Here is a 26,782-nt window from a genome sequence, read left to right on the forward strand (position 1 = left end):
TAAAAGCCTACAAGCCTAAGCTAAGCTAATCACTAAGTTTTAAATTGGTTAATCTGTGTGTCTAATTCTAATGTAGAAGTGTTTAGCGAATCAGCTAGATTACCAACTTCAGTTGTTTCATTTAAGATTTTATGGGTTACATTTTCTACCTGAGTGAGTGAAGAGACCATAGAGTGGATTGTTTGGCCAGTTTTAGCATAATCGGCGATGAAAGTATGGGTATTTTGCACCACAAGACCCACATCAGCACTCATGGCCTTAAAGCGCTCTTGAACTTCTAAACTACCCGTGCTTAACTCCTCAATCTTTTTAGAATTTAAATTCATCTGGTTACTCACATCATTAATTTCTTGAACAATTACCCCAATTGTTGAATTAATTTCAGCTAAGCTTTTTTGCGTTCGTGCTGCTAAATTTCTTACCTCATCAGCCACCACAGCAAAACCTCTACCATGTTCGCCCGCGCGTGCGGCCTCAATAGCAGCATTCAGGGCTAATAAATTAGTTTGATCGGCAATATCATTAATGATATGCAAAATGCTTTTAACACTATCAGCGTTTTTACTGAGTTGTTCTACTTTGCTAGCTAGTTCTTCTTCAGTCTTAGCTGCCTCTAAGATTTGCTCTAACATGGCACTTAAAGAGGTGTTAGATTCTTCAATAGAAGTTTGGGTTTGGGCTAATTTATCGCCCACTTCTTTAGCCGCCTCTATGGAATGTTGTACTGAGGAAGTCAAATTACTAGATTGCTGGTATAGTGCATGGATTGTATCTGCATTGCTTTTAATATGGGTACTACTATTTGAAATAAATTGCTGTAATTTGTCTGATAAAGACCGGTTATGCGTGCTATTATCCTTGATAGATAACATGATCTTTTGGATATGTTCTATAAAGGTATTTAACCCGACACTCATTTTACTTAGCTCATCTTGCCCTCTGCCCGCACACAAACGCTTTGTTAAATCTCTATCCCCCTGCCCAAAATTATAAATTTGATCCACCACCTCTTTAATGCGCCGAATCACAGTTAAATTAATCGAAAAGCCAGAGAATAAAATCATAAACACCATTGTCCCGCTAATCCAGAGTACTAAAATCTTTGAACTCTCTAAAACATCTTTTTTAGCCTCTCTCTCTACGCTATCTAAATCTTTTAGCATATCGCTATAATAAGAAGTGGTAACTAACACCATATCACTCACCGGATCATACTCACTATAGGCCACTTTAGACTCAGGAACTCCCCCTTCAAATTTAGGCATTTTATAACGGGTAAAACCGCCCCCTTTTTGAGCCGCCTCCAAATACCCGCGCACATAATAAACCCCATCTACACTTTTTAAATCTAGCCCGCTTTTGCCAACAGTGTTAGGATTAACTGGATCAAAGAGTACTTTACCTTCTTTATCTACAGCCACCATATAAATAATTGCGCGATCGTTATTAATGGCCTTAAGATAATCTAAAGAGTAGAGTAGGGCTTGTTCTTTAGAGGGTTGGATACGATAATAGCGGTGAATCCCATGTTCAATAAGTTTTAGCATATAACGCAAAGTTTCCTCTTTCTTTTTAGTCCCATTTTCCTCTGTAGTTTTGATTAAATCTTTAATTAAATCATGTTGTTTGAAATTGGTGAGAAAAACAACAACCACGCCTACCACGATCAAAGAGAGAAAGATATTGAGCAGAATTTTAATACTAACACGCATAGAAGAATCCTAAATCCTAAAAATCATAGCTAAACTGACAAAATAAAGGTCGTGTGGCATTTTTACAAAACAATATTAATATTTGGCTAAAAGCGGTAATGAAAATGCAGCCCATAACGCGTTTTGCCCCTTTCATTCACAGAAATTTCTGGGTAAAGTTCCCAGTTACGGCGATATTTTGAAGTGAATAAATAAGCAAAACCCCAACCAATCAAACTCCCCACCACCACCTGTAAAATGCTGTGTTCATAAGAGACTACGCGGCTTGCATCGGTTAGAATAGCTAGAGCAATTACAGGCAAAGCTGGTTTCCACCCGTAGCGATAATAAACAAACCCGGCCGCACTCCATGCCCCGCCTGCATGCCCGCTAGGCATGCCGCGCCAACTATCACAACACGGCCGTTTAGCAAAGGGCACATGCGCCCCTCTATCATGGGCACTTTGGAAGGCATTTTTAATCCCATAGATCACCCCTTGAGTTACTAAACTCCCTACCGCTAGCTCTCCCATTCCGCGATAATCGCGCATGCCTAAACTCACCACTCCTACAAAAATAGGCATTAAACGCAGCACATCGCCAATATCCTCTAAAACCTTAGCCCCTTCTGAAATCTCAGCTTGCAGCAGCCGCGTACACAACAAAAACACCAATCCAATACGGGACATTTTTTTTAGCATGGGTGCTTATTATAACATTTTGTTAAGGTATAATGCTTTTTAAAAAATAGGCGCGGTTGTGTTAAAGACATGCGTGAGTTTTTTAAGTGGTTTAATAATCGTGCTTATTTCAAAATATAGCTCATTATTTGTAGATAATGCTAATAAACCCCAAGGTTTTCACACCAAGAAAACCCCGCGCGCTGGAGGGCTTGGGATTTTTTTAGCCTTTCTAGGGGTGGGCTTTAAACTCCCCTTATTAAAACTCTTAGGCCTCTCTTTTGTGTTTTTAAGTGGGTTTTTAGAAGATTTAAGCATGTCTTTAAGCCCTAAAAAGCGTTTATTATTGCAGGCTTTAGGGGTGATTTGTGTGATTTATACAGATCACCTAGTAATCACCCATTTTACCCCCTTTTTTAGTTTACCCTTTGTATTAGCTTTACCCTTTAGCGTGTTCATGTTAGTGGGTATTTCTAATGCGATCAATATCATTGATGGTTTTAACGGGCTAGCTGGAGGGTTAAGCGCTATGATCTTAGCCATTCTTTACATGATTGAGCCAAATGATACCCTTTTAGCATTATTACTAGGCGTACTAGGCTTTTTGGTGCTTAATTTCCCTAAAGGCTATATTTTCTTAGGCGATGGAGGGGCTTATTTTCTAGGCTTAATGTGTGGGGTGCATTTGATGGATTTAGCCTTAAGGGGGGTTGTTAGCGTGTGGTTTGGATTAGCCTTAATGATTTATCCGGTAACAGAGGTACTTTTTTCTATTGCTAGGCGCAAATATAAGCGCAAAAAGGCCACTTTACCCGATGCGCTGCACCTACACACCTTGATTTTTAAATCCCTATCTTTAAAAACCACCCTCCTAAACTCCAACGCTCTAACCGGGCTTGTTGTGGTGGGTTTAAATCTACCCTTTATGCTCATTAGTTTTATTTTTCGCCACCAGCCCCTTTTACTCTTAAGCCTCATTGGGGTATTTGTATGCGCTTATTTATTCTTTTATCAGTGGCTTTTAAATTACCATAAGGAACACCCATGCGTTTAGGTTTAAATATTGATCACATCGCTACACTCAGAGAAGCGCGCAAAATCCACGAACCCGATGTATTAGAGGCCATTTTTATTGCTAAAAACGCGGGAGTGGATCTAATCACCTTGCATTTAAGAGAAGATCGACGCCATATCCATGAAGACGATCTAAGCAGTATCCTCAAACACGCGCCTATGCCGGTTAATGTAGAATGCGCCATTGATTCAAAAATCACCAAAATTCTTTGTAAATTACGCCCCTTTAAAGTTACTTTAGTACCTGAAAAGCGCGCTGAAATCACCACAGAAGGGGGGCTTAATTTGAATCACCCTAAATTAGCCCAGACCATTCAAACCTATTTAGATCAAGAAATAGAAGTCGCACTTTTTATAGATCCGGGCTTAACAAATTTAAAACGCGCCTTAGATTTAGGTGTGCGGGTGGTGGAGTTACACACGGGTCAATTTAGTAATCTATACAACACCCTTTATTCCAACTTCAAACACCATAAAAACCGCCTTAAAAATTTACCAAGCAGCAACGCCGCTTTAAAAAACATGTTAGATCAAAGTTTAAATGTATTAGAACAAAGCGCATTACAAGGGGAAAAGATGGGCTTAGAAATGTGCGCTGGGCATGGCTTGAATTATTTTAATGCTAGCTTAATCGCACGCATTAAAAGTTTAAAAGAACTTAATATCGGGCATGCAATCATGACTAGGGCTATTATTGTGGGGCTAGAGCGCGCCATTAAAGACATGCAAGAGATACTCAAACATGCGCGCTAAGATTGCCATCTCTATTGGCGATGTGCAAGGAATAGGCCCTGAGATCGCCCTTAAAACACACCACCAGATTAGCCAAATTTGTGATCCGCTTTATTGTGTACATTTAGAAGTACTAGAAAAAGCCAATGTACTGTTAAATCACCGCTACACAGATACACTTAAAAACATGTCTTGTTTAGAAATAAATGCCCCTATTCCAATACTTGAGCCCGGAAAAATACAAGCAGAAAGCGGGTTTTATAGTTATGCCAGTTTTCTACATGCTCTTAATTTAGCGGATACTAAAGAGGTTAAAGGAGTTTGTACCCTGCCTATTCATAAAAAAGCATGGCAATTAGCCGGGATTAATGCCCCCGGGCACACCGCAATTTTAAGAGAACGCTACAAACAAGAAGCAATTATGATGTTAGGTTGTCCTTCTTTATGGGTCGCCCTTTTTAGCGATCATATTCCCTTAGCCCAAGTAAGTACGCGTGTGCAAAGAGAGCCTTTAGTCAAATTTTTAATCACTTTAAGCCATGCCCTCCCACAGGCCAATCAAATTGTAGTTTTAGGACTCGATCCACACTGCGGCGATGGAGGTGCTATAGGGACACAAGATCAAGAAGTACAAGAGGCCATTAAGCAGGCTAATTTGTCTTTAAAAACACCCAAATTTTTAGGGCCTATTAGTGCAGATAGTGCCTTTGCCCCTCATTTTAGAGATAAATACCGCTATTTTGTCGCGCTCTATCATGATGTAGGGTTAACCCCACTTAAAGCCCTCTACTTTGAGCAAAGTATCAATGTTTCGCTTAATTTGCCTATCAAACGCGCCTCTGTAGATCATGGTTGTGCCTTTGATATTGCCTATCAAAATAAGGCAAGCATTAAAAGCTATCAAAACGCGCTTGAGTGGTTGGTTGCTACTTAAAGCTACCTTACTTTTACTAAACAAAAAATACAAAGCTAGCTTTTTTTAAAGTGTAAGCACCACCTTACCAATTTGTGCGCTATTTTCTATATAGTCATGGGCTTGTCTAATGTCTGCAAAGGCAAACACACGATCAATTTCAGGGTGTAATCTGCCACTGGCTAACTCCTCGCAAATATAGGCCTTAGCACGCTTAAGACTTCCTGCATCTGCGGTGATTCTAGACAATCCATAACCGCGTAGAGTAAGGTTTTTGCTAAGAATTTCAGATGTAGGAACGCTCATATCCTCATGGCTTAATGCCGCATAAATAAAGTAGCGTCCGTTTAAAGCCATAGCTCTAAAAATCGCGTATGCGTCTTCTCCACAAAAAGGATCAAACACCATATCTACGCCTTGCCCTTTTGTGATTTCAAGAAGGCGGACTGTAATGTCATCTTGGGTGGTCAATACAAAATCCGCCCCTTTTGTTAATAAAATATCCCCTTCAGCATGGGTACGGCTAAGCGCAATAACGGTAGCTCCCTGCATTTTAGCAATCTGTATAGTAGCCAAGCTCACTCTTCTACTTGCTATCCTCAACACAACATATTCGCCTGCTTGTAAGTTAGCCAGCTCAATTAATGTCTTATAAGCTTTAACAAATGCCATCCAGCTAGCTGCTGCTTGTTCAAAAGAAAGATTTTCAAAATATTCAATAACCGCATTGGCAGGTAAATTAGCCACTTCAATATAAGTGTTAGTTAGCAGAAAGTCTGAAATCACACTCACCTTATCGCCTACTTTAACATGGCTAACATGTTCACCCACAGCGCGCACCACACCCGCGCCATCATAACCCAACCTAACAGGAATCGAATTTGTATATTGCTCACTGTAATACTTGATCTCTGCACAATTAAGCCCCCATGCATGGAAGGCAACTTGTACTTCATCTACCTGTGGCGCAGGTATATCAACTCCAACAATTTCTAATACATCAAAACCGCCTGTTTGGTTAAATTGGATTTGTTTGCCCATTTTAAAATCCTTTGCTTTTGTAAAATTTATTGAAAGCTAGCACCGGTAATTTTACCTATATTTTGCGCGCTAAAAATATCTAGAAGTGTTAGATTCTAGAAAAGTAGCTTAATTTTCCTTAGGGCGCACATAGCCCTTTATTTTCACGCATTTAGTGCCAAGGAACAAAGAGAGAACCCATGGCAAGTATGGCCAAGCCTCTTTACTTACGGTAGTGTTGATAAGTTCCCACTTACTCTTACCTAAAGTCTTCACATAGCTGTTGGCTTGGGTCTGTACCTGTGCCATGGCCTTTTGTCTGAGACTAGCAAGCCCACTTTTACCATAGAGCAAAGTAAAATAATTACAGGCACGCCCATAAACAGGATGTACATTGCCGCTTTTAAGAGGCTGGCCTGGATTAATGCTATCAATCTTGGTTGTACAGCCAATCAAAAGGGCGCTCATTAGTGCCCCCATAACTGGAGAAAACTTTGGCATAAGACCCTCCGTTAAAAATTCTAGGTGGCGTTCTAACATACCTAAAAATATAAAAAATAAATAAACTTAGCCCCTTAAAACCCCAAAATCTTTTCTCTTACCCCCTTAATATCAAAAAGCGTACAAACCCCCGACCAATGCTACAAAGCTTTTTGCCCACAAATTGCAGTAAGAGAGCACAATGCCAGCATAAAATCCTAAACGCTATCAATTTAAAAGAGTCAAAAATTTCAACCTCATCTATTGTTGTGCCCTCATCGCTTTATTAATACAAAACCCCACCCCTTTTAACAAATCCGCGGCAATAACTCACCCTCTGGCATTTCTAAATAACGCCTAGACCCCCACGCATTTTTTAAAAACACCCGGGGGGTTTGGCTTTGTTTGCACACAGCCCCTATAATGGCCGGGTTTGCTCCACTCTTAGCTAAAATTTCACATACACTAGTTGCATGCACACTACCAACACTAAGTACACATACCCCCTCATTAGCCAAAACATAGGGTTCTAACCCTAAGATTTCACACACCCCCCGCACCTCCTCTAATACTGGAATACTAGCTTCCTCGATTTCAATATCTACTAAAGAAGCGCGCGCCCACTCATTGAGTACAGCAGCTAATCCACCCCTTGTTGCATCGCGCAAGGCATAAATGGGGTATTGGCTCGCAAAAAGTGGCTTTAAAATAGAGAAAAGTTGTTTACAGTCGCTTTGTAAGGATACGCCTAGCTGGATCTCAGAGCGCAAAGCAAAGAGCAAGGCCCCGTGGCTGCCAATAAAATCGCTAATAATAATACTCTGCCCCTCTTTAAGATTTTTAGCACTCAAATTAGGATAAATAGTAGGGCCTAGTGCGGTGGTGTTAATAAAGATTTTATCCATGCTATTTTTGGGTAGTACCTTTGTATCTAAGGATAAAAGCTTGAGTTTGCCTAATGTTAATTCTGTGCGCATAGAGGCTAAAATTTGCTCTAACAGTGTAATTTCAAGCCCCTCTTCTAACATAAAACCCACACTCAAATAAGTAGGCTTTGATCCTACCATGCATACATCATTCACACTCCCACACACACTAAGTTTACCTATATCGCCCCCAGCAAAGATAAGTGGATCAACTACAAAGCTATCTGTACTCATTGCCCATGCACCCTCTGCCTTAAACACACCCCCATCTTCTCCATCAGCGCATAAAAACTCCCCTAAATAAGGTTTAAAGACCTGTTCAATGAGTTCTAAACTCTGCTTACCCCCATTCCCGCAACTTAAGGCAACGCGTGCTAGCATGAATCTCCCTAGCGATGGTTTTTAAGTTATTGTAGTGGTTTTTGTTAAAAATTTTACAAGTGTATTTGTAGTCAAAATGCTACAATATAAAGATGAAAAAACTTTTTCTCTTAGAAGATGATGTTTTATTGCACCGCATGCTAGAGGAATTTTTAAAGCACGCGGGGTTTGTAGTCGTAAGCGCTTATGATAAAACACCAGCAATGGATATTTTAAGCCAACAGCATTTTGATCTATTATTACTAGATGTGCAAGTACCTGAGGGCAATAGTTTTCAAATTTTACAGATTCTAAGGGATTTAAACATCGCCACTCCGGCCATTTTTATCAGTGTCTGCAGTGATATGCAAACTTTGCGGCAGGCTTTCCATGCTGGAGCTAGCGACTATCTTAAAAAACCCTTTGATTTAGAGGAATTGTATTTACGCATGGAGCGTTTATTAACCCCCCCTAGAGTACAGATTAATTCAGATTGTTTTTATGAAAATGGAGTTTTACAAAAGGCCGATCAAAACTATTTTTTAACCCCCAAGGAGAAATGCTTGTTAGAATTTTTTCTCAAACATAAAAACCAAATCTTAGGGCATGAGCAGATCATGGCTAATGTGTGGCATTATGAAAACGAGGTAGATGATTCTACTTTGCGCAGCCATATTAAAAACTTGCGTAAACTCTTGGGTAAGGATCATATCCAGAATATCAAGGGTTTAGGCTATTGTTTGAGGATTCCATGAAACTTAACATGTATGAAAAACAATCTTTAAGGCGTTTTTTTGCGCTATTGCTAGGTTTTTCCTTTGTACTCATCACCCTCATCGCGCTTTTATTTTTACACAATGCCAAAAGCCTTATTTTAGAAAATACCCAAGTGCGTTTGCAAGCCCAGAGTAATGAGATCACCCAAGACATTATAGAAGCCCACATGCACCATTGGGACGAACCTTTTAAAACTCTAGCCCGTAGGTATAGTTATCTGCATTTTGTACTGCTAGATGGAGAGCGCCATGTGCTTTATAACCATAATTTTGGTAACGCTACAAGTCTAGCCTTTTTTGGGCATGCCACTTCCTTTCCTTTGTTTTTAGATCAAAAAGATGCTTTTTATTTGGTGGATAATAAAACTTTTGGGCATTTGGGAGTGGATTTAGTGTTAATAGAGGAAAATCACCCCCACCATTTATTTGCATCGTTATACCGGCGCGTGTTATTGATCTTTTCGGGTGTGTTTATCTGTATGGGGGCGATGTCTTTCTTTCTAGCACGGCTATTTTTAAAACCCTTAGCCGATGAACGATCGCGCATTAGCGCCTTTAGCCAAGACCTTGCCCATGAGTTAAACACCCCTATTGCTGCTTTACTCATTGCTGCTAAAGCCCTGTTTAAACAAGAGAATAACCCCAAACTTTTAGGCATTCTAGCCAGCGCCCAGCGCATTTCTCACCTCTACTACCGCCTTGCTTATATCTCAACGCAGGATTTAAACCTAGATACCCAGCTTTTAGATTTAAAAACACTAGTAGCCCAGCAAATCGCCTCTTTAGATCAAATGGCTACCTTTTACCAATTAGAACTCAAAGGCCATTTAGAACCCAAAACCTTTGAAGCGTGCGAGGAGGATATGGTTACTCTAGTGAGTAATTTACTCATGAATGCAATCAAATACAACCACCCGCAAGGTTTTATTCAAGTAGTTTTAAATCAAGATTTGAGTGTGTGTAATAGTGGGCAGGCTATTCCTACAGCTAAAATAGAAGCCCTTAGAAAACGCTATAGCCGTTTAGATGTCCATAAAAAAGGTTATGGGATTGGTTTGGATCTGGTGCATAAGATTTGTGAACGGTACGATCTTAGATTAGAAATTAGTAGTGAGCCTATCCCCTCCTCGCGCTATTATCAAAACACTTTTAAGGTGTGCTTTCCTCCAAGCTTAGCCCAGACTAAACCGCTTAATGCTTAGTTTCATCTAAATTTTTGATTTGTTCTAAAATTTCAGTAATGGCTTTAAGGCTGACATGCTGTAGCGCCTTGATTTCTAAAATCTCATCAGATTCTTTAGCGGTGATTGTTTGGCTTTGGGTGATGCGTCTATACTGGCTACCTGATGGCGTGTTTAAAGAATAATCTAGCACTAGCTGTGCTTGATACTGCCCATTTTGCTCTAAAATGGCAAGGGAGAGAATATCTAATTTGATAGTGGCATAGGGGGTTGTGATGTGGGGAGGGCGCGAGACAAAAAGGCAGTGTTTGGCTGCTTGTAAAAGGAGCATGTTTTTAAGCATGTTTTTAGGGAGATCAATAAACTTTGTATGTTTAGCATAATAAACTTGCCCCTGCGCATTTTTAAAGACAATTTGTTTAGTATCGTATAAATCTGCGCTTTGAATCCCAACAAGGCCTATATCATGGACTTGAGAACAAGTGGGGGTTGTAAACCCTATTGTATTAAGATCATAATCTTTCACATCTGGCAACATTTGCTTAAGATTAAGATTCAAACAACCTGAAAAAAGTACAGAAAAACAACACACCAACCCGATGTGTTTTTTCATTTTCTATCTCCAAAAATTGTTTTATAAGGGTTGGCATCAAATTTATCAATCAAGCTAGAACCTTTTTGTACAAAATTATCAATGTTGCGTAGACTCAATTCCATTTGCATGATTAAAGGGGTGAGCATGGTTTTAAAATCATATTGTTTATCCTCAACTTTCTTATTAATGTTGACTACAAGTTGATCGCCATGCTCGGCTAAAGTACGGCCACTTTCAAGAAAACCATCGCCTTTTTTTAGCGTCTTTGTGGCTTGTTCTGCTGTTTGGGTTGCTTTATCTAATAGGCGTTCTAGGGCTAAACGGGTATTATCTAGTCCCCCCGTAACCTTTTGGATAGAGGCGATGGTTTTGCTGATATTATCAATATTTTGGGGGCTTAAAATTTGTTCGATGCTTTTAATGATGTAGAGGACTTCATTAGAAATATGCCCCGCGCTACTGGTGAGTTTTTCTAAAAAGCTTTGTTCGTAGCGTAGCACGCGCTCACTATCATTTTTACTATAAAACTCTTTAGAGTCGCTTTGTATGAGGCTTAAATATTTTAACCCCACCAAACCCTGAGATTCAACTTTTAATGAAGAGTCTTTATGAATGGGTACGCGGCTTTGGATACGCAAATCTAACTTCACCATTCCCAAATGCCCCTTATCAAAAGCCACATGCCTAACAGAACCAATTTGAATCCCTTTATAATTAATGGGTGTATTAGCCCCTATCCCATTTAAATCTTTATCCGTATACATCACATAACCCATATAATCTTTATCTTCTAAATCAAAATGCCCAAGCCATAAAATAAAGACCACCATACACACCATGCAAGCTAAGAAAATGCCGCCAATGAGAGTGTAGTTTACATGCCTTTCCAAAACTTCTCTCCTCGTGTGGAATTAAATAAATTACCCTCTTCTAAGGGGTGGGTTTTAATGCGCTCAATAAAATCCTTAAACGTACCATCAAAATCAATTAGCCCGTCTTTGAGCATGATAAAACGATCCACCGTGTTTTTAACCGAGTCTAGATCGTGGGTGATCATCACCACGGTTAAATGCAACGCTTCTTTAAGCGATAAAAGCAATTCATCAAATGTATCGGCCGAATAGGGGTCTAAACCACTTGTAGGTTCGTCTAAAAATAAAATCTCAGGATTAGTCGCCATAGCACGGGCTAATCCCACACGCTTTTTCATGCCCCCGCTAAGTTCATAAGGATATAGATAGTACACACTTGGATCTAATCCGACTCGATCCAGCCACATTTTAGAAATTTCAAGAATATTTTGTTTGGGATAAAAACTATATTCCTCCAACATCACCCCTACATTTTCTAAAACCGTAAGCGAGCTATAAAGCGCTCCAAATTGGAATAATACCCCTATACGCTGTAAAATTTGATCTCTTTGGCGATCCTTAAGTTTCCAAATATCTGTCCCAAAAACATTAATTACGCCTTTAATAGGGCGGTTAAGTAAAATTAAACTGCGCAGTAAGGTACTCTTCCCACTCCCACTTCCCCCTAGAATAGCTAATATCTCCCCTTTAAACACCTCAAAACTCACGCCCCGGTGAATCAAGCGCTCCCCATAGGCATTATAGACATTATCCACTACAATGAGTTTTTGAGAGTAAGTGATATTAGACATCAAGTCTACTAAAGATCACCGAAAAAAGGGCGTCTAAAAAGATGATCCAAAATAAGGAATTGACCACGCTAATAGTGGTGAGTTGCCCAATAGATTCTGTATTGCCCTTAACCTCAAACCCGCGCATACAACCCACTAAAGCAATGGCAAATCCCCAAAAAGGGGCTTTAATGAGTCCGATAAAAAAATGCGATAAGCCGACATTTTCATGCAAGCGCGCAACATAGTGGGCAAAGCCTATCCCTAGTTGGTATTTAATAGCAATCATCGCTCCTAAGAGTGCAAAAGCATCGGCTAAGAACACCAATAAGGGCATGGCAATGACTAAGGCCACAACTCTGGGTAAAACTAAAAAAGCAAAAGGGTTAAGCCCCATTGTTTCCATAGCGTCTAATTCTTCTGTAATCTTCATAGCCCCAATTTGGGCGGTAAAACTAGAAGCACTCCGCCCGGCTACTACAAGTGCTAAAATAAAAGGACCCATCTCTCTTAGGGCAAGTTTAGCCGTCATCTCAATACTCATCATCGGAAAGCCTAGTTCTTGTAGCTGCACCGCTCCCTCTAAAGCAATAGCAAAACCCACTACAAAGACGGTTAAAATACTCACGGGTAAAACTTTAAACCCGCTTTCATGGATATGGTGGATTAAAGGCGTCCAGCATACAGATTTAGGGCGTATAAAGGCCAAACCTACATAATAAATAATCATGCCACAGAAATTAAAAGTATTGAGCAAAGTGTTATAAAAGGAGACAACTCCGCGCCCTAATTTTTCTAAAGGGTTGATAAAGACGCGGGAAACATGTTCTTGTTTTAAAATGCTAGGATTAGCCCGAATCCAAGTTTCTACCACTTCTAAGACTTTTGCATTATAAGCGCTAGGGTTGAGAAATTCAGGTTTACGGCGGCCTAATAAATCATAAAGCAACATTAAAAACACAAAATCCAAACTAGCCACCCCTTTAAAATCAATGGCTTCTATGGGAGGGGCGTCTTTAAGAATGGTTTTTAAATGGGTTAAAGCTTTCGCAGAAGTTTTAAAATCCCAACTTCCTTGTAAAACAAGGGTGCGCGACTGGATATAGGCAGAACTTACCAAAAAAAACCCCCCTTAGTAAGAGACACTGACATATCCACCGCCGTTTATGTTATGGTAGAATTATACAAGTGCGGGAAAAAATAAAACATTGGGTACATACTTTGCTCTACAGCTTAAGTTGCTAGCTGTTGTTGTGTTGGCTCTAAGCTTTCTAGGGGCAAAGAGCCATTCTAATAAACTTCTAAAATCTTTGTCTAAAGAGCGAAACAGATTTACTAGCTTGTATAACAAACAAAAGCAACTCAAGGCTAAAAATGGCGGATTTTTTGGCATGGGGCTTGGCACTCTTAGTATTAAGGCAGGTACGAGTAATAGCCCATCACAGAATTTTCCCATTGTATTGAGTTTTAAGGGGGGTTTTCAAAGCTATTTTAATAACTCTATAGGGCTTAAGGTTTTTGCTGCGCTAGATTTAGCCACTTCTGAGGCTAATTGGCAGTTTAATAACCCTAGAACGCATTCTTTTTTTGGAATGGTCTCTGCCGGGCTATCTCTTCCTATTGAATTTAGTTTAACCCGCCTAAGAATAAATAGATAAAGCTAAAACAAAAACAACGGATAAGAACAAAATTCAAAGATTCTAATAAGTTTGGGAAACACTTAGGGGTGGTGGTGGTTAAAATCCCTGTGCCAATTAAAAGGGTTTGGTGCAAAATAAAGAGCAAAACATGGGATAGGGCATAGTTAAGATAACCTAAGGAGTAGTTATATAAAGGAATTGTTTGTAAGGAAAAGAGTTCATGCTCTCCAGACTGATTAGTTAAAAAGCGTTCTCTATCTATCTTAATTTTATGGCGCTTTGAACCAAGTACATATACACCCCCGTTCCTCCCACAATGCTTAAAACAAAGATCCGCAAGTATAAATGTAACCCCACCACACTTAATAGCGCCACTAGCTCATTAAGCCCATAAGGTGCGCTATTTAAAGGGCTATCTTTTAATCCATAAATAATAAGCATGCTAACAACAGCACTCCCCAAAACCCGCCCCAAATAAAGTAAAATGGGCGCGCTTTTTTTCCCGCTAAAAAACACAAAAAGCCAAGCTTTCATAACATATGTTGTAAGACCGGTGATGGCTAATGCTAAATATAAATACAAATCCATGCGTTTACTCAAGTTGGCGTCTAAAACAAAGAAAAATAAGCCCCATAAGAATCAAAGTAGGCAATAGAAAATGCGCCTTGCCAAAGAGTAAAAAACAGATAATGCTAGAGAATAGACCAATAAGGGCACTTGCATGGCGATTTGTACTCTTCCATTGTTCTATAAAAATCACCACAAAAATAGCCACCATAATAAAAGACATGCCCGCCACATTTAGATTAAAACTACCGCCTAGTAATCCTCCAGCAACACACCCAAAAACCCAGTATACATGGTTAAGTAGGGCAATGGCAAACATGAAATCTTGGCTACTAGATTTTTGGGGCTTAATAAGATTTAAAAGCATAAAAGTTTCATCGCTTAGGGTATGGGCCATGTAAAGAATGCGTTTTTTTTGCATAGAGGCAAAAGGCTCGAGCATGGAGATGGCATAGCACATTTGGCGGATATTAACTAGAAGTACGAGCAAAAAAATATTGAGTAAACTAGCCTTAATTTCCATAAGAGCTACTAGCATAAACTGCACAGCCCCTGCATAGATAAATAAACTAACCCCCAAGATAAATAAGAGGCCATGCCCATCTTGTTTGCACAAAATCCCCCAAGTAATTCCCATAAGTGTATAGCCCAGACAAATAGGTAAAGTGTGCGGGAAAGCTTCTTGAATGGCTAGTAAAAAAGCCCTTTTAGGCATGTTTAATCCCTCTTAAACGCCAAGCACTCCAGCTTAAAGCCACTAGAGAAATGGCCATTAAAGCGCCAATATGTTTGATCACCATGCTTAAGCTAGCCCCCATTTGATTAAGCATGACCATGCCTGAGAGAGCATGGGTGGCTGGGACTACTTGTAAAAGTATTTGTAAAAAAGAGGGCATGAGTTCAGCAGGCCAGATAAAGCCCATCATAAAAATTAAGGGCAAAGAAGAAAGAAGTACAATTTGAGTGGCTTGGACGGGTTTGGAAAGAAAAGTACCTAATAACACCCCACAGCTAGCTGTAGAGAAGATAAAGATCATAGCAAAGATGAGTAGCGCTAGAGGGTTGGCATGGGTGTGGATACCATAATAGGTAAAAAGAACCCCTAAATACAACAAGACTAAGAATAAATAGATAAAGCTAAAACAAAAACAACGGATAAGAACAAAATTCAAAGATTCTAATAAGTTTGGGAAACACTTAGGGGTGGTGGTGGTTAAAATCCCTGTGCCAATTAAAAGGGTTTGGTGCAAAATAAAGAGCAAAACATGGGATAGGGCATAGTTAAGATAACCTAAGGAGTAGTTATATAAAGGAATTGTTTGTAAGGAAAAGAGTTCATGCTCTCCAGACTGATTAGTTAAAAAGCGTTCTCTATCTATCTTAATTTTATGGCTCAGGTCTTGGATTGTACTTAGAGTGGCTTGGGCGATCGCACCATAAATTAAAAAATAATTAGCATTGGCATAAAGCTCAACACTAGCCGGTACACCGGTATAGACATGCTTTTCAAAAAACTCGGGGATAAACACAATGCCATAGACTTTTTCTTCTTCTAAAAGTTTTTTGGCCTCTTGCAGAGAACTAGGAAAGTAAGCAATACTCATTTCTTGGGTTGCTTCTAGTAGTTGGGTGAGTTTGTAAGATAAAAAGCTTTGATCTTTATCTACTAAAGCGATTTTTTGGTGGGTTACAATATCGTTTTTATAAGGGAGAGGATAGAGAAAGGCATAGAATAAAGGCCCGCCTATGATGATAAAAAGCACGGCAAAATTAGTAAAAATAGCTTTAAATTCTTGAGCCAATGCCTTTATCATGCCACCCCTTTTTTTTGTAGAATCAATAAGCTTAAGGGTAAAAAGAGTAGGAAAAAGAGCATTTGGCTTAAAGAGTTTAAAGCTAAGCGCAAACCTTCTTGATAATGCGCTAGGGCGATGTAGCATTTAACAAAATAACTAATGGGGAGTAAAGAACTCCAAAATTCTCCTAAAGTAGACATGTTAGTTACCGGATAAGTTACCCCTACAAAGGCTAAAGAGGGGGCGGTATAGGCTGCAACAAAAGAAGCTATGCGTACTGGGTCTTTAATGAGAGCATGGAAAAACATCACCACACTAGAAACCCCTAAAACCAATAAAACCACCGCTAGAGCTAACACCCCCCAGTGCGCATTATAAGGTTTAAGATAAGCCACCAATAAAGTACCCCAAAGGCTAAAAATAAGGGTATTAAGCCCTAGAGCTGCTAAAACTTCTCGGATATGTACGCAGTGTTGTAAAAAATTAAGCATGCCAAGAGCGACTAATATCTGCCACATACAGGGCAAAATAGCGGTGAGTAAGAATTGAGAATAGTTATTATGCTCGTTGTAGAGGGGGTGTAAATTGACATGCAAAGGGAAAGCTAGAGCCTTAGCCATGAGCAGATCATGGTGGATACTTAAATTGCGCGCCACATCTTGTTTTACATCTATCGTAACTAGGGTTTGTAAAAAAGCATTAGCAAGGGTTTTACCCACTAACACATATTCAGCATTGTAATAAAGAGCTAGTGGGGTTTTAATCCCTAGTTTAACATGGCGCTCTAAGTTATGGGGTAAAACCACTACGGCATAAATTTCTTTAGAAGCAATTGCCGGCTTAGCTTCTCTTAAACTACTATAAAAATATTTGATATTCAAAGCGCTATTAGCATTTAGGCTACTAATGATCTCTTGGCTTAAATGGCTTTTATCTAAATCTATTAACCCCACATTAAGCCGCGTAGGGATTTGCTGGTAAAAAATCCATGCCATTAAAAGCCCTAAAAAGAGTGGCATGGTACAAATTGCCCAATTAAAGCGATCGTTTAAAAACTTAGCCCACATTTTATTCTTGCGGAATATCTATAAGTACACTCATGCCCACCCGTAAATGTTGCATATCTTTCAAGGGGGTGGCTTCAATATTAAAACTTTTCATATCATAGCTTTGGCTAGCATTTGTACTTTTCCAAGTTGCAAAATCCCCCATCACGGCAATATGGGTGATTTTAAAGTCTACATTTTCTTTTAAAGCCGGCACATAACCCTTAAAGGTAGAACCCACAGCAAAACGACTCAGGTATTTTTCAGGTATGCTCAAGCTAAGCCAAGCATTGGCTGTATCTATCACTAAAACTACAGGAAAGCCCTTTGGGCTAAGTTCTCCACTATAAAGCAAAACATTACTCACCTCTCCATCAATGGGGCTATAAGCATTCTTATCTTGTAAAAAAGCCTGTACTTCATTAAGTTGGCCTAAGGCTGCTTGCTCTTTTTCTTGAGCGGCAATCTTAGTATCCGAAGATGCCCCCTCTAGGGCTAGTTTATAGTGTTGATAAGCAGCACTTTTATTAAACGAAGCGCTTTGAAAAGCCGCATAAGCCTCATCGCGCTTTTGTAAGCTAGCCACGCCTTTATCATAAAGACTTTGGATGCGTTTATAAGTTTCCTCAGCCAAATCGCTTTGGGCTTTAGCCGCTTGATAAACATCTTTAGCGCTTTGAATCGTTTGGCTACGCGTACCCCGCAACACTTCATTACGCATGGCTTTAGCGGCCTTGTGGCTAGAGCTAGCTTGTAAAAGTTTGGCCTCTGCCTCAGGGCTATTAATGGTAAAAACCAAAGAACCTTTTTTAATAAAATCTCCCTTTTTGACTAATACATTCTCTACGCGTCCGGCTAGTTTGGAGCTCACACTATATTCTCTTGCCTCAATAAAACCTTGTAAGCGCTGTTGTTTGTGGTTATAGGCTTGATAATAGAGTTTAAAAAGCCAAAATAAAATCCCTAGTGCGATAAAACCGGCCAAAATAACAGGTGTTTTAGATGACTTCATGGCTATCCTTAATAAACAAAGTCATAAAATAAGTCGGTGTGATCACTGAGTACCATTAAATCCACAAGGGCACTGATGTATTTAAAGGCACTGGTTTTTTGTTCTACTAAAATCCCGGCTAAGGAATTGCGCGCATCTACTACTGAAGCATTTGTGCCCATTCCCTGATTAAAAGCCTCCTCTTGGAGTTTTAAATTTTCCTTAGCTAATGCAATGCTAGAGTCTAAACTTTTATACTCTTTAAATAGCGCTTGGCACTGTAAATAAGTCTTGTGTACTAAAAGCTCCATATCCTTTTTGGCTTGGCTTTGTAAAGCTGCGGTTTGTAACTCATCAATTTTAGCTGCTTGGTAGTGCATGATGCGGCCATTGGGGGTTAAAATGGGTAGTCTTGCCCCCACACCCACAAACCATTCAGGAATCATATTCATAAACATGGAATTATTTTCTTTCATCAAGTAAGCTCCAAAGAAATTAAAGTGGGGTAGGAATTTAGAAACTTGTAAATTAGTCATTTGGTGTGCGCTTTGTTTTTTAATCGCTAGGCTTCTAAGAACGGGGTAGGAATTTAGGGTTTCTTGTACAAAAAAACTAAGATTAGGCAGGGCTTTTAAACGGATATTTAAATGGGCTGTGGGGGCAAAATGAGCTTGTGAGACGGGCATGCTTTGGCTAGATAAAATGGTATTAAAAGCTAAGGCTGCTACTTCTAGCGCGTCTCTGGCCTGCATGGTTTTAATCTTGCTTTTTTCATAAGCCACTGAAGCACTCAACACCTCTACTTTAGCAATCTGTCCAGCCCTTTGGCGTTTAAGGGCGTTTTGGTAATGTTTTAAATGCCCTTGTTCTACGCCTTTAAGCACATCTAAAACTTCCATATCTAGTACCAAACCATAGTAAATTTTAACCAACTCTTGGAAAGTAGAAAGCCTTTTAAGTCTTGAAACTTCCACAGATTCTTTATGCGCTAAAGAGGCTAGTTTACTCATATAAAACCGTGCTCCGCCCATGTAGAGTGGATAAATGATACTCAAAGCCCCCATGACAATATTTTGTTTTGAAAATAAAAAGGGTTGGGTAAGAGTATTGACCATGCCCCCCATACCCTGAGCTAAGGCTGGGTTATTTAAAAAACGCTCCGCCCCTCCGGCTAAATTTCTAATTTGCCCTTGAGTATTGGCATTTAAAGGAGAAATTTCAATTTGTTTACCCAAATGGACATAAAAGGCGCTTAAATCAATTTCGGGTAAAAAAGAAAGTTTAGCCGCTGTACTTAATTTTTTAGCCTTTTTCTCGGCATAATCTTGGGCTTTAATCCCCTCATAATTAGCCAGCACAATCCCCCAAGCCTGTTTAAGAGAGATTAGCGAAGGGTGGTCTGAAAACACTTTTGGAGAGGATTTAATCGTCTCAAGCGTATTAAAATCTGTTGTACTCTTTCCCTCCGAAGGTATTGCTTGCATTAATCCAACTAATAACCCCATACACATAATCCATTGTATCCCTTTCAACCGCATCAAATATCCTTCTTCATAAGCTTAAGTTTTCTAATGCGTGCCTTGTCCATATCTAGTACTTCAAAAATGCATTTTGCATCGCCTACCACATCGCCTACTTCAGGCAAGCGCTCTAGCAAACTAAAAACATACCCCCCCAAAGTTACTTGTTTATAATTCTGATCAAAGCGAAATCCTAAAAGCTCTTCAATATCCTCTAAGTCTACCATACCATCGCATTCAAAAGTGTGTTCGTCTAATCTTTTAATCCCTTCTTTACTCAGATCGTGTTCTTCATAAATATTACCCATAATTTCCTCAATAATATCATCCATCGTGAGTAATCCAGAAGTCCCCCCGTATTCATCTACCACAAGGGCGGTATGCCGCTGCTGTTGATTCATTTTAATTAAAATTTGTGAAATAGAGGCACTTTCTGGCACAATTAGCATTTCTTTTAACATGCAACGCAAATCCGGCTCTTTTTGATCGGCTAGAGAAACAGATAAAATATCTCTGATATGTACCATACCTAAAATATTGTCTTTATGTTCCTCACAGCAAGGATAACGGGTAAAGGGGTGTTTCAGAATAGTACGCATGTTTTCCTCATAAGAGTGTTGTACATCTAAACACACCATATCATTACGCGGAGTCATGATCTCTTTAGCGCTGGTGTCTGAAAAATCCACCGCGTTTTTAATGATCTCCTCCTCCACATAATCAATCACCCCTCCGCGCAAGCTCTCCCCTACAATGATTTTAATCTCCTCCTCAGAATGGGCGGTGGTTTGTTCTGGTTCAATGCTAAAGGGTTTTAAAACAAGTCTAGCTAAAAAATCAAAGAGATTAACAATGGGGTAAGAAACCAACCAAAACGCATGCAAAGGCCTAGCAATCCAAAGTACAACACTTTCTGAGCGCACAATGGCAATAGATTTAGGTACAATTTCACCTAAAATCACATGTAAAAGCGTAATCAAACTAAAGGCGATCACAACGCTTATCCCATGGATTATCCCGTGTAAACTTTCAAAGCGCACCCATTTTTGGATAAAGAGGGTGATAAAATGGGCAATGGCTGGTTCGCCTAGCCAACCTAAACCCAGAGAAGAGAGGGTTACGCCTAGTTGGGTAGCGCTTAGGTAAGTGTTGATTGAAGCATTGATTTTTAAAGCCAAAACAGCGTTTTTATTATTCTGCAAACTCAATTCCTCTAATTTGGAGCGCCTAACCTTTACAATTGCAAATTCTGAAAGAACAAAAAATGCATTAAGCAAAATCAAAAGGAGCGCAAGGGTGAACATCAAAATCGGTTCGTAATCCAATCGCTCTCCTTAAAATTTTAGGGTAGATTTAATAACGGTGGCAACTATAAAAACTATAGCCTTTCTACAATTCTAAAAAAATCTACTAAATAATACCCTAAAGCACCTAACAATGCCGAGATAGGCACGGTAACTAGCCATGCCGTGATGATCTTTTTGATCACAGAACGCTTCACTAACTCGCTTTTATAAGCCTTTTTAAGAGATTTGCGCTCCTTTTTACTCAGACCCACCGTATACTCTAGGGTATTGTTTTCTTTTTGCAAGGCCTTAAGATAGGCTAACATCTCTTTTTTTTGTCTGGGATTGGCTTTTTCAAAACGATCTAAGAAATTTTTAACAACCGCTTCATCTTCTCCGTGGTGGGCGTCTAAGATCATCTGTTTCATCTCAAACAAACGCTTTTGTAAGAATTCGCGTAAAAAACCCACTCCAAAAACCGCCCCGATAGTGATGTGTGTAGAGCTTACAGGAAGACCTAATTTAGAGGCTAATAAAACCGTAACCACTGTGGCCATAGCAATACAAAAGGCCTGCATTTTATCTAACTCCGTGATCTCACTACCCACGGTTTTAATCAGCCTTGGCCCATATAAACTCAAACCTGTAGCAATCCCTAGCCCACCAATGAGCATAATCCATGCAGGCGCATAGGCTTTAGTAGGAATGGCATGGTTACCCCACTCTTGCAGGCTTTGTACAATGGCGGCTAGAGGGCCTACGGCATTGGCTACATCATTGGTTCCATGAGCAAAACTTAAAAGGGCTGCGCTAAAAATTAAAGGCCAAGTAAAAAGGGTATGTATGCTCTCTCTTGTGTTTTCTAAACTGGGTAATTTTTTCTTAACATAACTTCTAAAACCTATATAAGCCAGAAAACCCACCCCCACACTTAAACCTAATTCCTGCCACATTGCTAAAGTCAAATGTAATACTTTGGCCAGCATAAACCAGCTAAAAGATAACCCCATTCCCCCAACAATTGCAGACATGGATTTTAAAGCAGCCGCCTTTTTATCCTCCCTATCGCTTAAGATGTATTTAAAAAGCACCAATAAGCCCATAGCAATTCCCCCGCCCATTAAAGGAGAAATAATCCAACTGCCTACAATCCCCCCTAAAAAAGACCAGTTAACAGCCCCTAAGCCTCCAGCTACTAGACCTGCCCCTAAAATCCCACCTACAATGGAGTGTGTGGTAGATACAGGTGCGCCAATGGCTGTAGCTAGGTGTAACCAAATTGCTCCGGAAAGCAAAGCAGAGAACATCATACCTACAAACACCGTAGTACTTTGGATATGAGCTGGATTGATGATTTTACCCTTAATGCTTTGTACTACCTCAGAACCAGCTAGCACCGCCCCTAATACCTCACAAATAGCCGCAATTAAAATAGCCATGCTTAGAGTAATGGTTTGTGAACCCACTAAGGGACCTACATTATTAGCCACATCATTAGCGCCAATATTCATTGCCATGTAACCGCCTACAACGGTGGCTAAAGCTAATAAAGGCATGTGTAAATTGGCATGCCCGAAGAAAAGCGCCATACCGGCGATAATTACGACAAAGACAATGGCTAAAGTGATCTTGACATTGTCGCGCTGGAGTTTTCTAAAGGCTTTTTGGAATGAAGTAGCGCTTTTGGATTTCATTGAGGGGCTTATTTTAATACAAAAATCTCTAAAAAATGCTTAAATTAACCCTAGTTGTAGTTACTATCCATTGGCATTTTTAGGGTTATAAGTTATAATAAGACTTCTTAATGGAGGCGCAAAATGGTATTTAGCGATCAAGAATTACAAAAACCTGTACAAAGGGCTTTAGAAAAAATCCGCCCTGTGCTGCTTAGAGACGGGGGTGATGTGGTGCTTTTAGGGATTAAAGAGGCTAAGGTTTATGTGAGTTTAGAGGGGGCATGTAAGGGTTGTTCTAGCAGTGCTAACACCCTTAAATTTGGCATTGAGCGTTGTTTGCAAGAGGAAATCCACCCAGATATGGAGGTTGTACATGTCTCTAAGGAACAATATGCGCGACTTTTTTCTTAAAGGTTACCGGATTTATGACCAATGACCCGAAAAAGCGGACGCTCAATGCGCAGGGTTATGAGGCTTTTTTACAAAAGCAGTATTTTAGAGCTATTTTTTTGTTTGGGCAGGCGTTATTTTTAGACTCCACAGATGGCCATGCCAAGATTGGGCTACTTCTTAGCGATATTGCTTTAGATTTTCCAAAAGAAGCCCATAGTTTTTACGAGCTTTATAAAAATTTACTAGATTCCCAACCGCGCCGTCACAAAATCAGTATCCAACACCAAATCCTAGACCTTATTTCTTCCTTTGATGAGAGTTTAAGCAGAATGGCTCAGGCTTTTGGGGAGGAAAACCAACTCAAAACAGAAGGTTTAGACGGAATTTTATACGCAGATTTTAAAGCTATGTGTGTGGGTAAGGATTTTAAAGAAGTGTTTGAAAATCTCATGTTTAGCACGAAGGTGATCTTTGATAAAAGGGAGGATTTTTACGAGTTTTTAGACAGTTTGGTTGAAAATGCCTTTTATGACATGTCTATTTCTTACATTGAAAACATGCGCGAACTTTTATGGTATGACTCAAGAATTTCTGCCATTTTACAAAAAGCTCTCATGCTAGAAAAACAATCCCCAAAAGCACACAAGAAGTGAAAATTTCTAAAGAAATCCAGATTGGGCGGTGTTTTACACATCTTAGCGATGATACAAGAGAATTAGATCAAGATACCTTATTAGTACAAACCCCCACTAATACGCGATTTGTACAGCAATATTTACAAGAGCACCGCGTGCCTTGTATCCATGCTAAAGAGCTTAAAAAATATTTTAATACAGATGTTAGAATCATTGGCATTACGGGTACTAATGGAAAAACCACAACGGCTAGTTTGATTTATTCCTTGCTTTTAGATTTGGGTTATTCATGTGCGCTCTTAGGCACGCGGGGGTTTTTTTTCAACGATTCTTGTTTAAAACAAAAGGGTTTGACCACACCTAGCCTCTTAGAAGTCTATGCCAATATAGAACAAGCCACAAATAGAGGGGCGCATTATTTTGTGATGGAGGTGAGTTCTCATGCCATTAATCAAGAGCGCATTTTGGGGTTAGATTTTAGCGCCAAAGTGATTACAAATATCACTAGCGATCATTTAGACTACCATGGCAACTTAGAAGAGTATCGCCGCGTGAAAAATGCATTTTTAAGCGATGAGAGTTTAAAAATCATTAACCGCGATGATGCCTTTGTGCGCTTTAACCCTAAAAATGCCTATGGCTATGCCATTGAACATAAAACCCATTTAAGCGTGAATGCCTATAGTTTGCAGGGTCTGAGTGCGCATATTTGTTTTACTGAAAAACCCGGCCGTTATCAAAATTCTGAATTTGAAGAGGGCTTATTATACTCGCCTCTTGTAGGAAGGCATAATCTTTATAATCTCTTAGCTGGAATTTTATGTGTCAAACTATTAACTAAAAAATCTCTCAAAACACTTTGTGATTTAATCCCACATTTCCTAGGGGTAAAGGGGCGTATGGAAGTGGTGCATGAGCAGCCTTTAGTGATTGTAGATTTTGCCCATACTGCTGATGGATTTGAACAAATTTTTAATAGCTTTAAGACAAGAAAGATCAAAGCCCTTTTTGGAGCGGGGGGCAATCGCGATAAAAGCAAACGCCCCTTAATGGGAGCAATTGCTTGCAAATACGCCTCTAAAGTCTATATCACCTCTGATAACCCGCGCTATGAGGAGCCAATGGCTATTATGCAAGATATTTTAGTGGGCATTGCTGTAGAAAAACGCGACAAGGTGATTTTAGAGATCGATCGCTACAAGGCAATTTGTTTGGCTCTGCAAGAACTTAAAAGCGATGAGATTTTACTCATTTTGGGTAAGGGTGATGAAAGTGTACAAATCATTGGTGATAAAACTATCCCTTTTGATGATACAGAGGTTGTTAAAACTTATTTTAAGGATCGAGGTCTATGAAAGATTGTTATTTGTGGTGTGATTTTATTGAACGCAGTTTTTTAGAGGATCAATTTTTAACCCTTGTAGAAAAGCGGCATGTTTTTGGCGCAACTTCTAACCCGGTTTTATTTGCCAAAGCCCTTAGTAAACCCGCCTATAGAGGAGACATTGCTAAGCTTAAGAGTACTAAAAGTACGGCTAAGGATATTTATGAAAATTTAGTGATTACAGATATTAAAAGGTGCGCTCAAATTTTACTTCCTTTATGGGAACAAAATAAGGCTACGGGCTATATTAGTTTAGAGATTGATCCTTTTTTAGCTGATCAAGTACAGGCAAGTATTAAAGAAGCCCTTTCTTTATTTAAACGAATCAATATGCCTAATGTGATGATTAAAGTACCGGCCACACAATCTGGCTTAGAGATAATGCAACATCTAGCAAGCCACAATATCCCTTTAAATGCGACTTTAGTATTTGATCCCAAACAGGCACAAGATTGTACCCTAGCGCTTTTAAAAACAAAGACGGCTGTTGTGAGTATTTTTGTCTCTAGGATCGATACTCTAGCCAATCATAAACTTTCTGCTTCGCAGGCGCATTTAAAAAACCAAGTAGGGATTGCTAATGCCTTAGCTTGTTATGATAAAGTGCGCGCCGTAAGTGATCAAATCTATCCGCTTTTTGCTAGCACAGGGGTTAAAGATTTAACCCTACCCAAAGATTACTACCTCCAAGCTCTTAAACTAGAGCATAGCATTAGCACCGCCCCACTAGATGCGCTAGATGCCTATTATAATAGCCCTAGCTCCCCCTTTATCAAAAAAGAAGAAATCAATCTACAAAATTTAAATTTAGCCTATAAACAACTTTTAGATGAGGGTTTGAGTGCTTTTAAAAGCGCCTTTGAGGAATTACTTAAATCACTAGCCTAGCATAGATTCTATTAAAGCCATGCGTATAGCAACGCCTAACTTAACCTGTTGCAAGATTTTACAGCGCGAATCATTGAGTAATTTATCCTCAATATCAATATTGTGGTGTACGGGGCCGGGGTGTAGAATGATGATCTCTTTATCTTGTAACATAGAGGCCTTAAGGCAATAGTGATACGCATAGTCTTGTAAAGAGCCATAGGTTTGTAAAGAATGCCGTTCAGTTTGGGTGCGCAAACACATCACAATATCTACTTCTTTTAAAGCTTCGTTTAAATTGTGGGTGTGTGCAAAAGAGGTTTGTGGGAGAAAATGAGGCGGAGAGACAAGCATAATTTCTAATCCAAAGCGGGGCAATAATTCCATGTTGCTATTGGCCACCCGCGAGTTTTTTATATCGCCTACAATGGCTATTTTTTTGCCCTTTAAATTCCCTTTAAAGTGGTTATAAAGGGTGAGTAAATCTAAAAGCGCTTGGGTGGGGTGGGCTAGAGAGCCACTACCGGCATTAATGAGCGCACATGTGAGGTGTTTAGCAAAAAAGAGGGCTGCACTAGAGTAATGGTGGCGGGTGATGATTAAATCTACTTGCATGGCTTGCAAATTTAAAAGAGTGTCTAATAAAGTTTCGCCCTTTTTAGTAGAACTACTCTGTACATTAAAGACATTAAAATGGGCATTTAAACGGCAACTTGCAGTTTGAAAACTAGCAATGGTACGGGTGGAGTGTTCAAAAAAAAGCGCCAAAATAACTTTATTTCCTAGAGAAAGCGCGCCTTGTAGATTTTGATCTAATAGAGTGTTGGCGCGTTTTAAAAGTGTTAGAACCTGTGCATTGTTTAGGTCTTTTGTGCTGATGAGGTGTTTTAGCATGGGCATCGCTTATAACA

At 39.6% G+C, this 26,782-nt stretch carries 28 protein-coding genes; 10 read left to right on the forward strand and 18 right to left on the reverse strand.

Going from position 1 to position 26,782, the window contains the following annotated elements; translation table 11 throughout:
* Positions 1-32 precede the first annotated feature (32 nt).
* Positions 33-1,712 (reverse strand): methyl-accepting chemotaxis protein, encoded by a 1,680-nt coding sequence (locus tag OO773_RS07340; protein ID WP_006564073.1) that lies wholly within the window; start codon positions 1,710-1,712, stop codon positions 33-35.
* A gap of 86 nt (positions 1,713-1,798) precedes the next feature.
* Positions 1,799-2,392 (reverse strand): phosphatase PAP2 family protein, encoded by a 594-nt coding sequence (locus tag OO773_RS07345; protein ID WP_275450095.1) that lies wholly within the window; start codon positions 2,390-2,392, stop codon positions 1,799-1,801.
* A gap of 73 nt (positions 2,393-2,465) precedes the next feature.
* On the opposite strand from OO773_RS07345, the gene OO773_RS07350 reads away from it, so the two are divergent.
* Genes OO773_RS07350 through pdxA form a run of 3 tightly spaced genes read left to right on the forward strand, consistent with a single transcriptional unit; the run spans position 2,466 to position 5,111 of the window.
* The gene (locus OO773_RS07350) at positions 2,466-3,425 is read left to right on the forward strand and encodes a glycosyltransferase family 4 protein (RefSeq protein WP_264828511.1); all 960 of its coding nucleotides are present in this window, start codon (positions 2,466-2,468) and stop codon (positions 3,423-3,425) included.
* Positions 3,416-4,198, forward strand: coding sequence for a pyridoxine 5'-phosphate synthase (locus OO773_RS07355; RefSeq protein ID WP_006564070.1), 783 nt, complete (start codon positions 3,416-3,418; stop codon positions 4,196-4,198). Before OO773_RS07350 ends, OO773_RS07355 begins: the two co-directional genes overlap by 10 nt.
* Positions 4,188-5,111 (forward strand): 4-hydroxythreonine-4-phosphate dehydrogenase, encoded by a 924-nt coding sequence (pdxA, locus tag OO773_RS07360; RefSeq protein WP_006564069.1) that lies wholly within the window; start codon positions 4,188-4,190, stop codon positions 5,109-5,111. The genes OO773_RS07355 and pdxA overlap by 11 nt, the downstream gene beginning before the upstream one ends.
* A 45-nt stretch (positions 5,112-5,156) precedes the next feature.
* Here the strand turns inward: pdxA and OO773_RS07365 are convergent, their stop codons facing one another.
* The 3 genes from OO773_RS07365 to hypE form a co-directional block, all read right to left on the reverse strand.
* Positions 5,157-6,131 carry a zinc-dependent alcohol dehydrogenase family protein gene (locus OO773_RS07365; RefSeq protein WP_040499118.1) on the reverse strand — a complete coding sequence of 325 codons (975 nt, stop codon included), beginning with the start codon at positions 6,129-6,131 and terminating at the stop codon, positions 5,157-5,159.
* Positions 6,132-6,239: 108 nt separating this feature from the next.
* On the reverse strand, positions 6,240-6,578 hold the full coding sequence (locus OO773_RS07370) for a hypothetical protein (RefSeq protein WP_050782190.1): 339 nt from the start codon (positions 6,576-6,578) through the stop codon (positions 6,240-6,242).
* A gap of 320 nt (positions 6,579-6,898) precedes the next feature.
* Positions 6,899-7,897: a hydrogenase expression/formation protein HypE gene (gene hypE, locus OO773_RS07375; protein ID WP_006564067.1), complete on the reverse strand. Its 999-nt coding sequence runs from the start codon at positions 7,895-7,897 to the stop codon at positions 6,899-6,901.
* Between the two features lie 86 nt (positions 7,898-7,983).
* On the opposite strand from hypE, the gene crdR reads away from it, so the two are divergent.
* The gene (crdR, locus tag OO773_RS07380; RefSeq protein ID WP_006564066.1) at positions 7,984-8,631 is read left to right on the forward strand and encodes a copper response regulator transcription factor CrdR; all 648 of its coding nucleotides are present in this window, start codon (positions 7,984-7,986) and stop codon (positions 8,629-8,631) included.
* A complete protein-coding gene (locus OO773_RS07385) occupies positions 8,628-9,854 on the forward strand; it encodes a sensor histidine kinase (protein WP_167531091.1) in 1,227 nt (408 codons plus the stop codon). Before crdR ends, OO773_RS07385 begins: the two co-directional genes overlap by 4 nt.
* On the opposite strand, the gene OO773_RS07390 is transcribed toward OO773_RS07385, so the two are convergent.
* The 4 genes from OO773_RS07390 to OO773_RS07405 are packed head-to-tail and all read right to left on the reverse strand — an operon-like array spanning position 9,844 to position 13,190.
* Complete coding sequence (locus OO773_RS07390; RefSeq protein WP_006564064.1) at positions 9,844-10,446, reverse strand: hypothetical protein; 603 nt, start codon at positions 10,444-10,446, stop codon at positions 9,844-9,846. The genes OO773_RS07385 and OO773_RS07390 overlap by 11 nt on opposite strands.
* Positions 10,443-11,318: an MlaD family protein gene (locus OO773_RS07395; protein WP_006564063.1), complete on the reverse strand. Its 876-nt coding sequence runs from the start codon at positions 11,316-11,318 to the stop codon at positions 10,443-10,445. Before OO773_RS07395 ends, OO773_RS07390 begins: the two co-directional genes overlap by 4 nt.
* The gene (locus OO773_RS07400; RefSeq protein WP_006564062.1) at positions 11,303-12,091 is read right to left on the reverse strand and encodes an ABC transporter ATP-binding protein; all 789 of its coding nucleotides are present in this window, start codon (positions 12,089-12,091) and stop codon (positions 11,303-11,305) included. Before OO773_RS07400 ends, OO773_RS07395 begins: the two co-directional genes overlap by 16 nt.
* Complete coding sequence (locus OO773_RS07405) at positions 12,084-13,190, reverse strand: MlaE family lipid ABC transporter permease subunit (protein WP_006564061.1); 1,107 nt, start codon at positions 13,188-13,190, stop codon at positions 12,084-12,086. Before OO773_RS07405 ends, OO773_RS07400 begins: the two co-directional genes overlap by 8 nt.
* Positions 13,191-13,323: 133 nt before the next feature.
* Here OO773_RS07405 and OO773_RS07410 point away from each other — a divergent pair, with 133 nt between their 5' ends.
* Complete coding sequence (locus OO773_RS07410; protein ID WP_264828512.1) at positions 13,324-13,728, forward strand: hypothetical protein; 405 nt, start codon at positions 13,324-13,326, stop codon at positions 13,726-13,728.
* Positions 13,729-13,968: 240 nt separating this feature from the next.
* On the opposite strand, the gene OO773_RS07415 is transcribed toward OO773_RS07410, so the two are convergent.
* The 8 genes from OO773_RS07415 to OO773_RS07450 form a co-directional block, all read right to left on the reverse strand.
* A complete protein-coding gene (locus tag OO773_RS07415; RefSeq protein WP_264828513.1) occupies positions 13,969-14,298 on the reverse strand; it encodes a branched-chain amino acid transporter permease in 330 nt (109 codons plus the stop codon).
* 4 nt (positions 14,299-14,302) lie between these two features.
* Positions 14,303-14,992, reverse strand: a complete 690-nt coding sequence (locus OO773_RS07420; RefSeq protein ID WP_006564522.1) for an AzlC family ABC transporter permease — start codon at positions 14,990-14,992, stop codon at positions 14,303-14,305.
* On the reverse strand, positions 14,985-16,091 hold the full coding sequence (locus OO773_RS07425) for an ABC transporter permease (protein ID WP_006564521.1): 1,107 nt from the start codon (positions 16,089-16,091) through the stop codon (positions 14,985-14,987). The genes OO773_RS07420 and OO773_RS07425 overlap by 8 nt, the downstream gene beginning before the upstream one ends.
* Complete coding sequence (locus OO773_RS07430) at positions 16,088-17,140, reverse strand: ABC transporter permease (RefSeq protein ID WP_232087275.1); 1,053 nt, start codon at positions 17,138-17,140, stop codon at positions 16,088-16,090. Before OO773_RS07430 ends, OO773_RS07425 begins: the two co-directional genes overlap by 4 nt.
* Before the next feature lies 1 nt (position 17,141).
* Positions 17,142-18,131, reverse strand: a complete 990-nt coding sequence (locus OO773_RS07435; protein WP_040499209.1) for an HlyD family secretion protein — start codon at positions 18,129-18,131, stop codon at positions 17,142-17,144.
* Between the two features lie 8 nt (positions 18,132-18,139).
* Positions 18,140-19,615, reverse strand: coding sequence for a TolC family protein (locus OO773_RS07440; protein ID WP_232088010.1), 1,476 nt, complete (start codon positions 19,613-19,615; stop codon positions 18,140-18,142).
* A gap of 32 nt (positions 19,616-19,647) precedes the next feature.
* Positions 19,648-20,934, reverse strand: a complete 1,287-nt coding sequence (locus OO773_RS07445; RefSeq protein WP_176485297.1) for a hemolysin family protein — start codon at positions 20,932-20,934, stop codon at positions 19,648-19,650.
* A gap of 74 nt (positions 20,935-21,008) precedes the next feature.
* Positions 21,009-22,610, reverse strand: coding sequence for an inorganic phosphate transporter (locus OO773_RS07450; protein ID WP_040499208.1), 1,602 nt, complete (start codon positions 22,608-22,610; stop codon positions 21,009-21,011).
* A 123-nt stretch (positions 22,611-22,733) separates the two neighbouring features.
* On the opposite strand from OO773_RS07450, the gene OO773_RS07455 reads away from it, so the two are divergent.
* Genes OO773_RS07455 through OO773_RS07470 form a run of 4 tightly spaced genes read left to right on the forward strand, consistent with a single transcriptional unit; the run spans position 22,734 to position 25,892 of the window.
* Entirely contained in the window at positions 22,734-23,003 is a 270-nt protein-coding gene (locus OO773_RS07455) for a NifU family protein (protein ID WP_006564515.1), read from the forward strand.
* 14 nt (positions 23,004-23,017) lie between these two features.
* Positions 23,018-23,638, forward strand: coding sequence for a histidine kinase (locus tag OO773_RS07460; protein WP_176485295.1), 621 nt, complete (start codon positions 23,018-23,020; stop codon positions 23,636-23,638).
* Positions 23,635-24,975: a UDP-N-acetylmuramoyl-L-alanyl-D-glutamate--2,6-diaminopimelate ligase gene (locus OO773_RS07465; protein ID WP_006564513.1), complete on the forward strand. Its 1,341-nt coding sequence runs from the start codon at positions 23,635-23,637 to the stop codon at positions 24,973-24,975. The genes OO773_RS07460 and OO773_RS07465 overlap by 4 nt, the downstream gene beginning before the upstream one ends.
* Positions 24,972-25,892: a transaldolase gene (locus OO773_RS07470; protein ID WP_006564512.1), complete on the forward strand. Its 921-nt coding sequence runs from the start codon at positions 24,972-24,974 to the stop codon at positions 25,890-25,892. The genes OO773_RS07465 and OO773_RS07470 overlap by 4 nt, the downstream gene beginning before the upstream one ends.
* On the opposite strand, the gene OO773_RS07475 is transcribed toward OO773_RS07470, so the two are convergent.
* Positions 25,884-26,771 (reverse strand): aspartate carbamoyltransferase catalytic subunit, encoded by an 888-nt coding sequence (locus OO773_RS07475; protein ID WP_006564511.1) that lies wholly within the window; start codon positions 26,769-26,771, stop codon positions 25,884-25,886. The genes OO773_RS07470 and OO773_RS07475 overlap by 9 nt on opposite strands.
* Between the last annotated feature and the right edge of the window lie 11 nt (positions 26,772-26,782).

This window comes from Helicobacter suis HS1, assembly GCF_026000295.1.
In the GTDB taxonomy this organism is placed as follows: Bacteria; Campylobacterota; Campylobacteria; order Campylobacterales; family Helicobacteraceae; genus Helicobacter; species Helicobacter suis.

What these genes read in the sequence shown, in the direction of transcription:
- OO773_RS07340 (WP_006564073.1), bottom strand. Translation starts at nt 1,712, where the DNA reads ATGCGTGTTAGTATTAAAATTCTGCTCAATATCTTTCTCTCTTTGATC.
- OO773_RS07345 (WP_275450095.1), bottom strand. Translation starts at nt 2,392, where the DNA reads ATGCTAAAAAAAATGTCCCGTATTGGATTGGTGTTTTTGTTGTGTACG.
- OO773_RS07355 (WP_006564070.1), top strand. Translation starts at nt 3,416, where the DNA reads ATGCGTTTAGGTTTAAATATTGATCACATCGCTACACTCAGAGAAGCG.
- pdxA (WP_006564069.1), top strand. Translation starts at nt 4,188, where the DNA reads ATGCGCGCTAAGATTGCCATCTCTATTGGCGATGTGCAAGGAATAGGC.
- OO773_RS07365 (WP_040499118.1), bottom strand. Translation starts at nt 6,131, where the DNA reads ATGGGCAAACAAATCCAATTTAACCAAACAGGCGGTTTTGATGTATTA.
- OO773_RS07370 (WP_050782190.1), bottom strand. Translation starts at nt 6,578, where the DNA reads ATGAGCGCCCTTTTGATTGGCTGTACAACCAAGATTGATAGCATTAAT.
- hypE (WP_006564067.1), bottom strand. Translation starts at nt 7,897, where the DNA reads ATGCTAGCACGCGTTGCCTTAAGTTGCGGGAATGGGGGTAAGCAGAGT.
- OO773_RS07385 (WP_167531091.1), top strand. Translation starts at nt 8,628, where the DNA reads ATGAAACTTAACATGTATGAAAAACAATCTTTAAGGCGTTTTTTTGCG.
- OO773_RS07390 (WP_006564064.1), bottom strand. Translation starts at nt 10,446, where the DNA reads ATGAAAAAACACATCGGGTTGGTGTGTTGTTTTTCTGTACTTTTTTCA.
- OO773_RS07400 (WP_006564062.1), bottom strand. Translation starts at nt 12,091, where the DNA reads ATGTCTAATATCACTTACTCTCAAAAACTCATTGTAGTGGATAATGTC.
- OO773_RS07415 (WP_264828513.1), bottom strand. Translation starts at nt 14,298, where the DNA reads ATGGATTTGTATTTATATTTAGCATTAGCCATCACCGGTCTTACAACA.
- OO773_RS07420 (WP_006564522.1), bottom strand. Translation starts at nt 14,992, where the DNA reads ATGCCTAAAAGGGCTTTTTTACTAGCCATTCAAGAAGCTTTCCCGCAC.
- OO773_RS07425 (WP_006564521.1), bottom strand. Translation starts at nt 16,091, where the DNA reads ATGATAAAGGCATTGGCTCAAGAATTTAAAGCTATTTTTACTAATTTT.
- OO773_RS07430 (WP_232087275.1), bottom strand. Translation starts at nt 17,140, where the DNA reads ATGTGGGCTAAGTTTTTAAACGATCGCTTTAATTGGGCAATTTGTACC.
- OO773_RS07435 (WP_040499209.1), bottom strand. Translation starts at nt 18,131, where the DNA reads ATGAAGTCATCTAAAACACCTGTTATTTTGGCCGGTTTTATCGCACTA.
- OO773_RS07440 (WP_232088010.1), bottom strand. Translation starts at nt 19,615, where the DNA reads ATGGGGTTATTAGTTGGATTAATGCAAGCAATACCTTCGGAGGGAAAG.
- OO773_RS07445 (WP_176485297.1), bottom strand. Translation starts at nt 20,934, where the DNA reads ATGTTCACCCTTGCGCTCCTTTTGATTTTGCTTAATGCATTTTTTGTT.
- OO773_RS07450 (WP_040499208.1), bottom strand. Translation starts at nt 22,610, where the DNA reads ATGAAATCCAAAAGCGCTACTTCATTCCAAAAAGCCTTTAGAAAACTC.
- OO773_RS07455 (WP_006564515.1), top strand. Translation starts at nt 22,734, where the DNA reads ATGGTATTTAGCGATCAAGAATTACAAAAACCTGTACAAAGGGCTTTA.
- OO773_RS07460 (WP_176485295.1), top strand. Translation starts at nt 23,018, where the DNA reads ATGACCAATGACCCGAAAAAGCGGACGCTCAATGCGCAGGGTTATGAG.
- OO773_RS07470 (WP_006564512.1), top strand. Translation starts at nt 24,972, where the DNA reads ATGAAAGATTGTTATTTGTGGTGTGATTTTATTGAACGCAGTTTTTTA.
- OO773_RS07475 (WP_006564511.1), bottom strand. Translation starts at nt 26,771, where the DNA reads ATGCCCATGCTAAAACACCTCATCAGCACAAAAGACCTAAACAATGCA.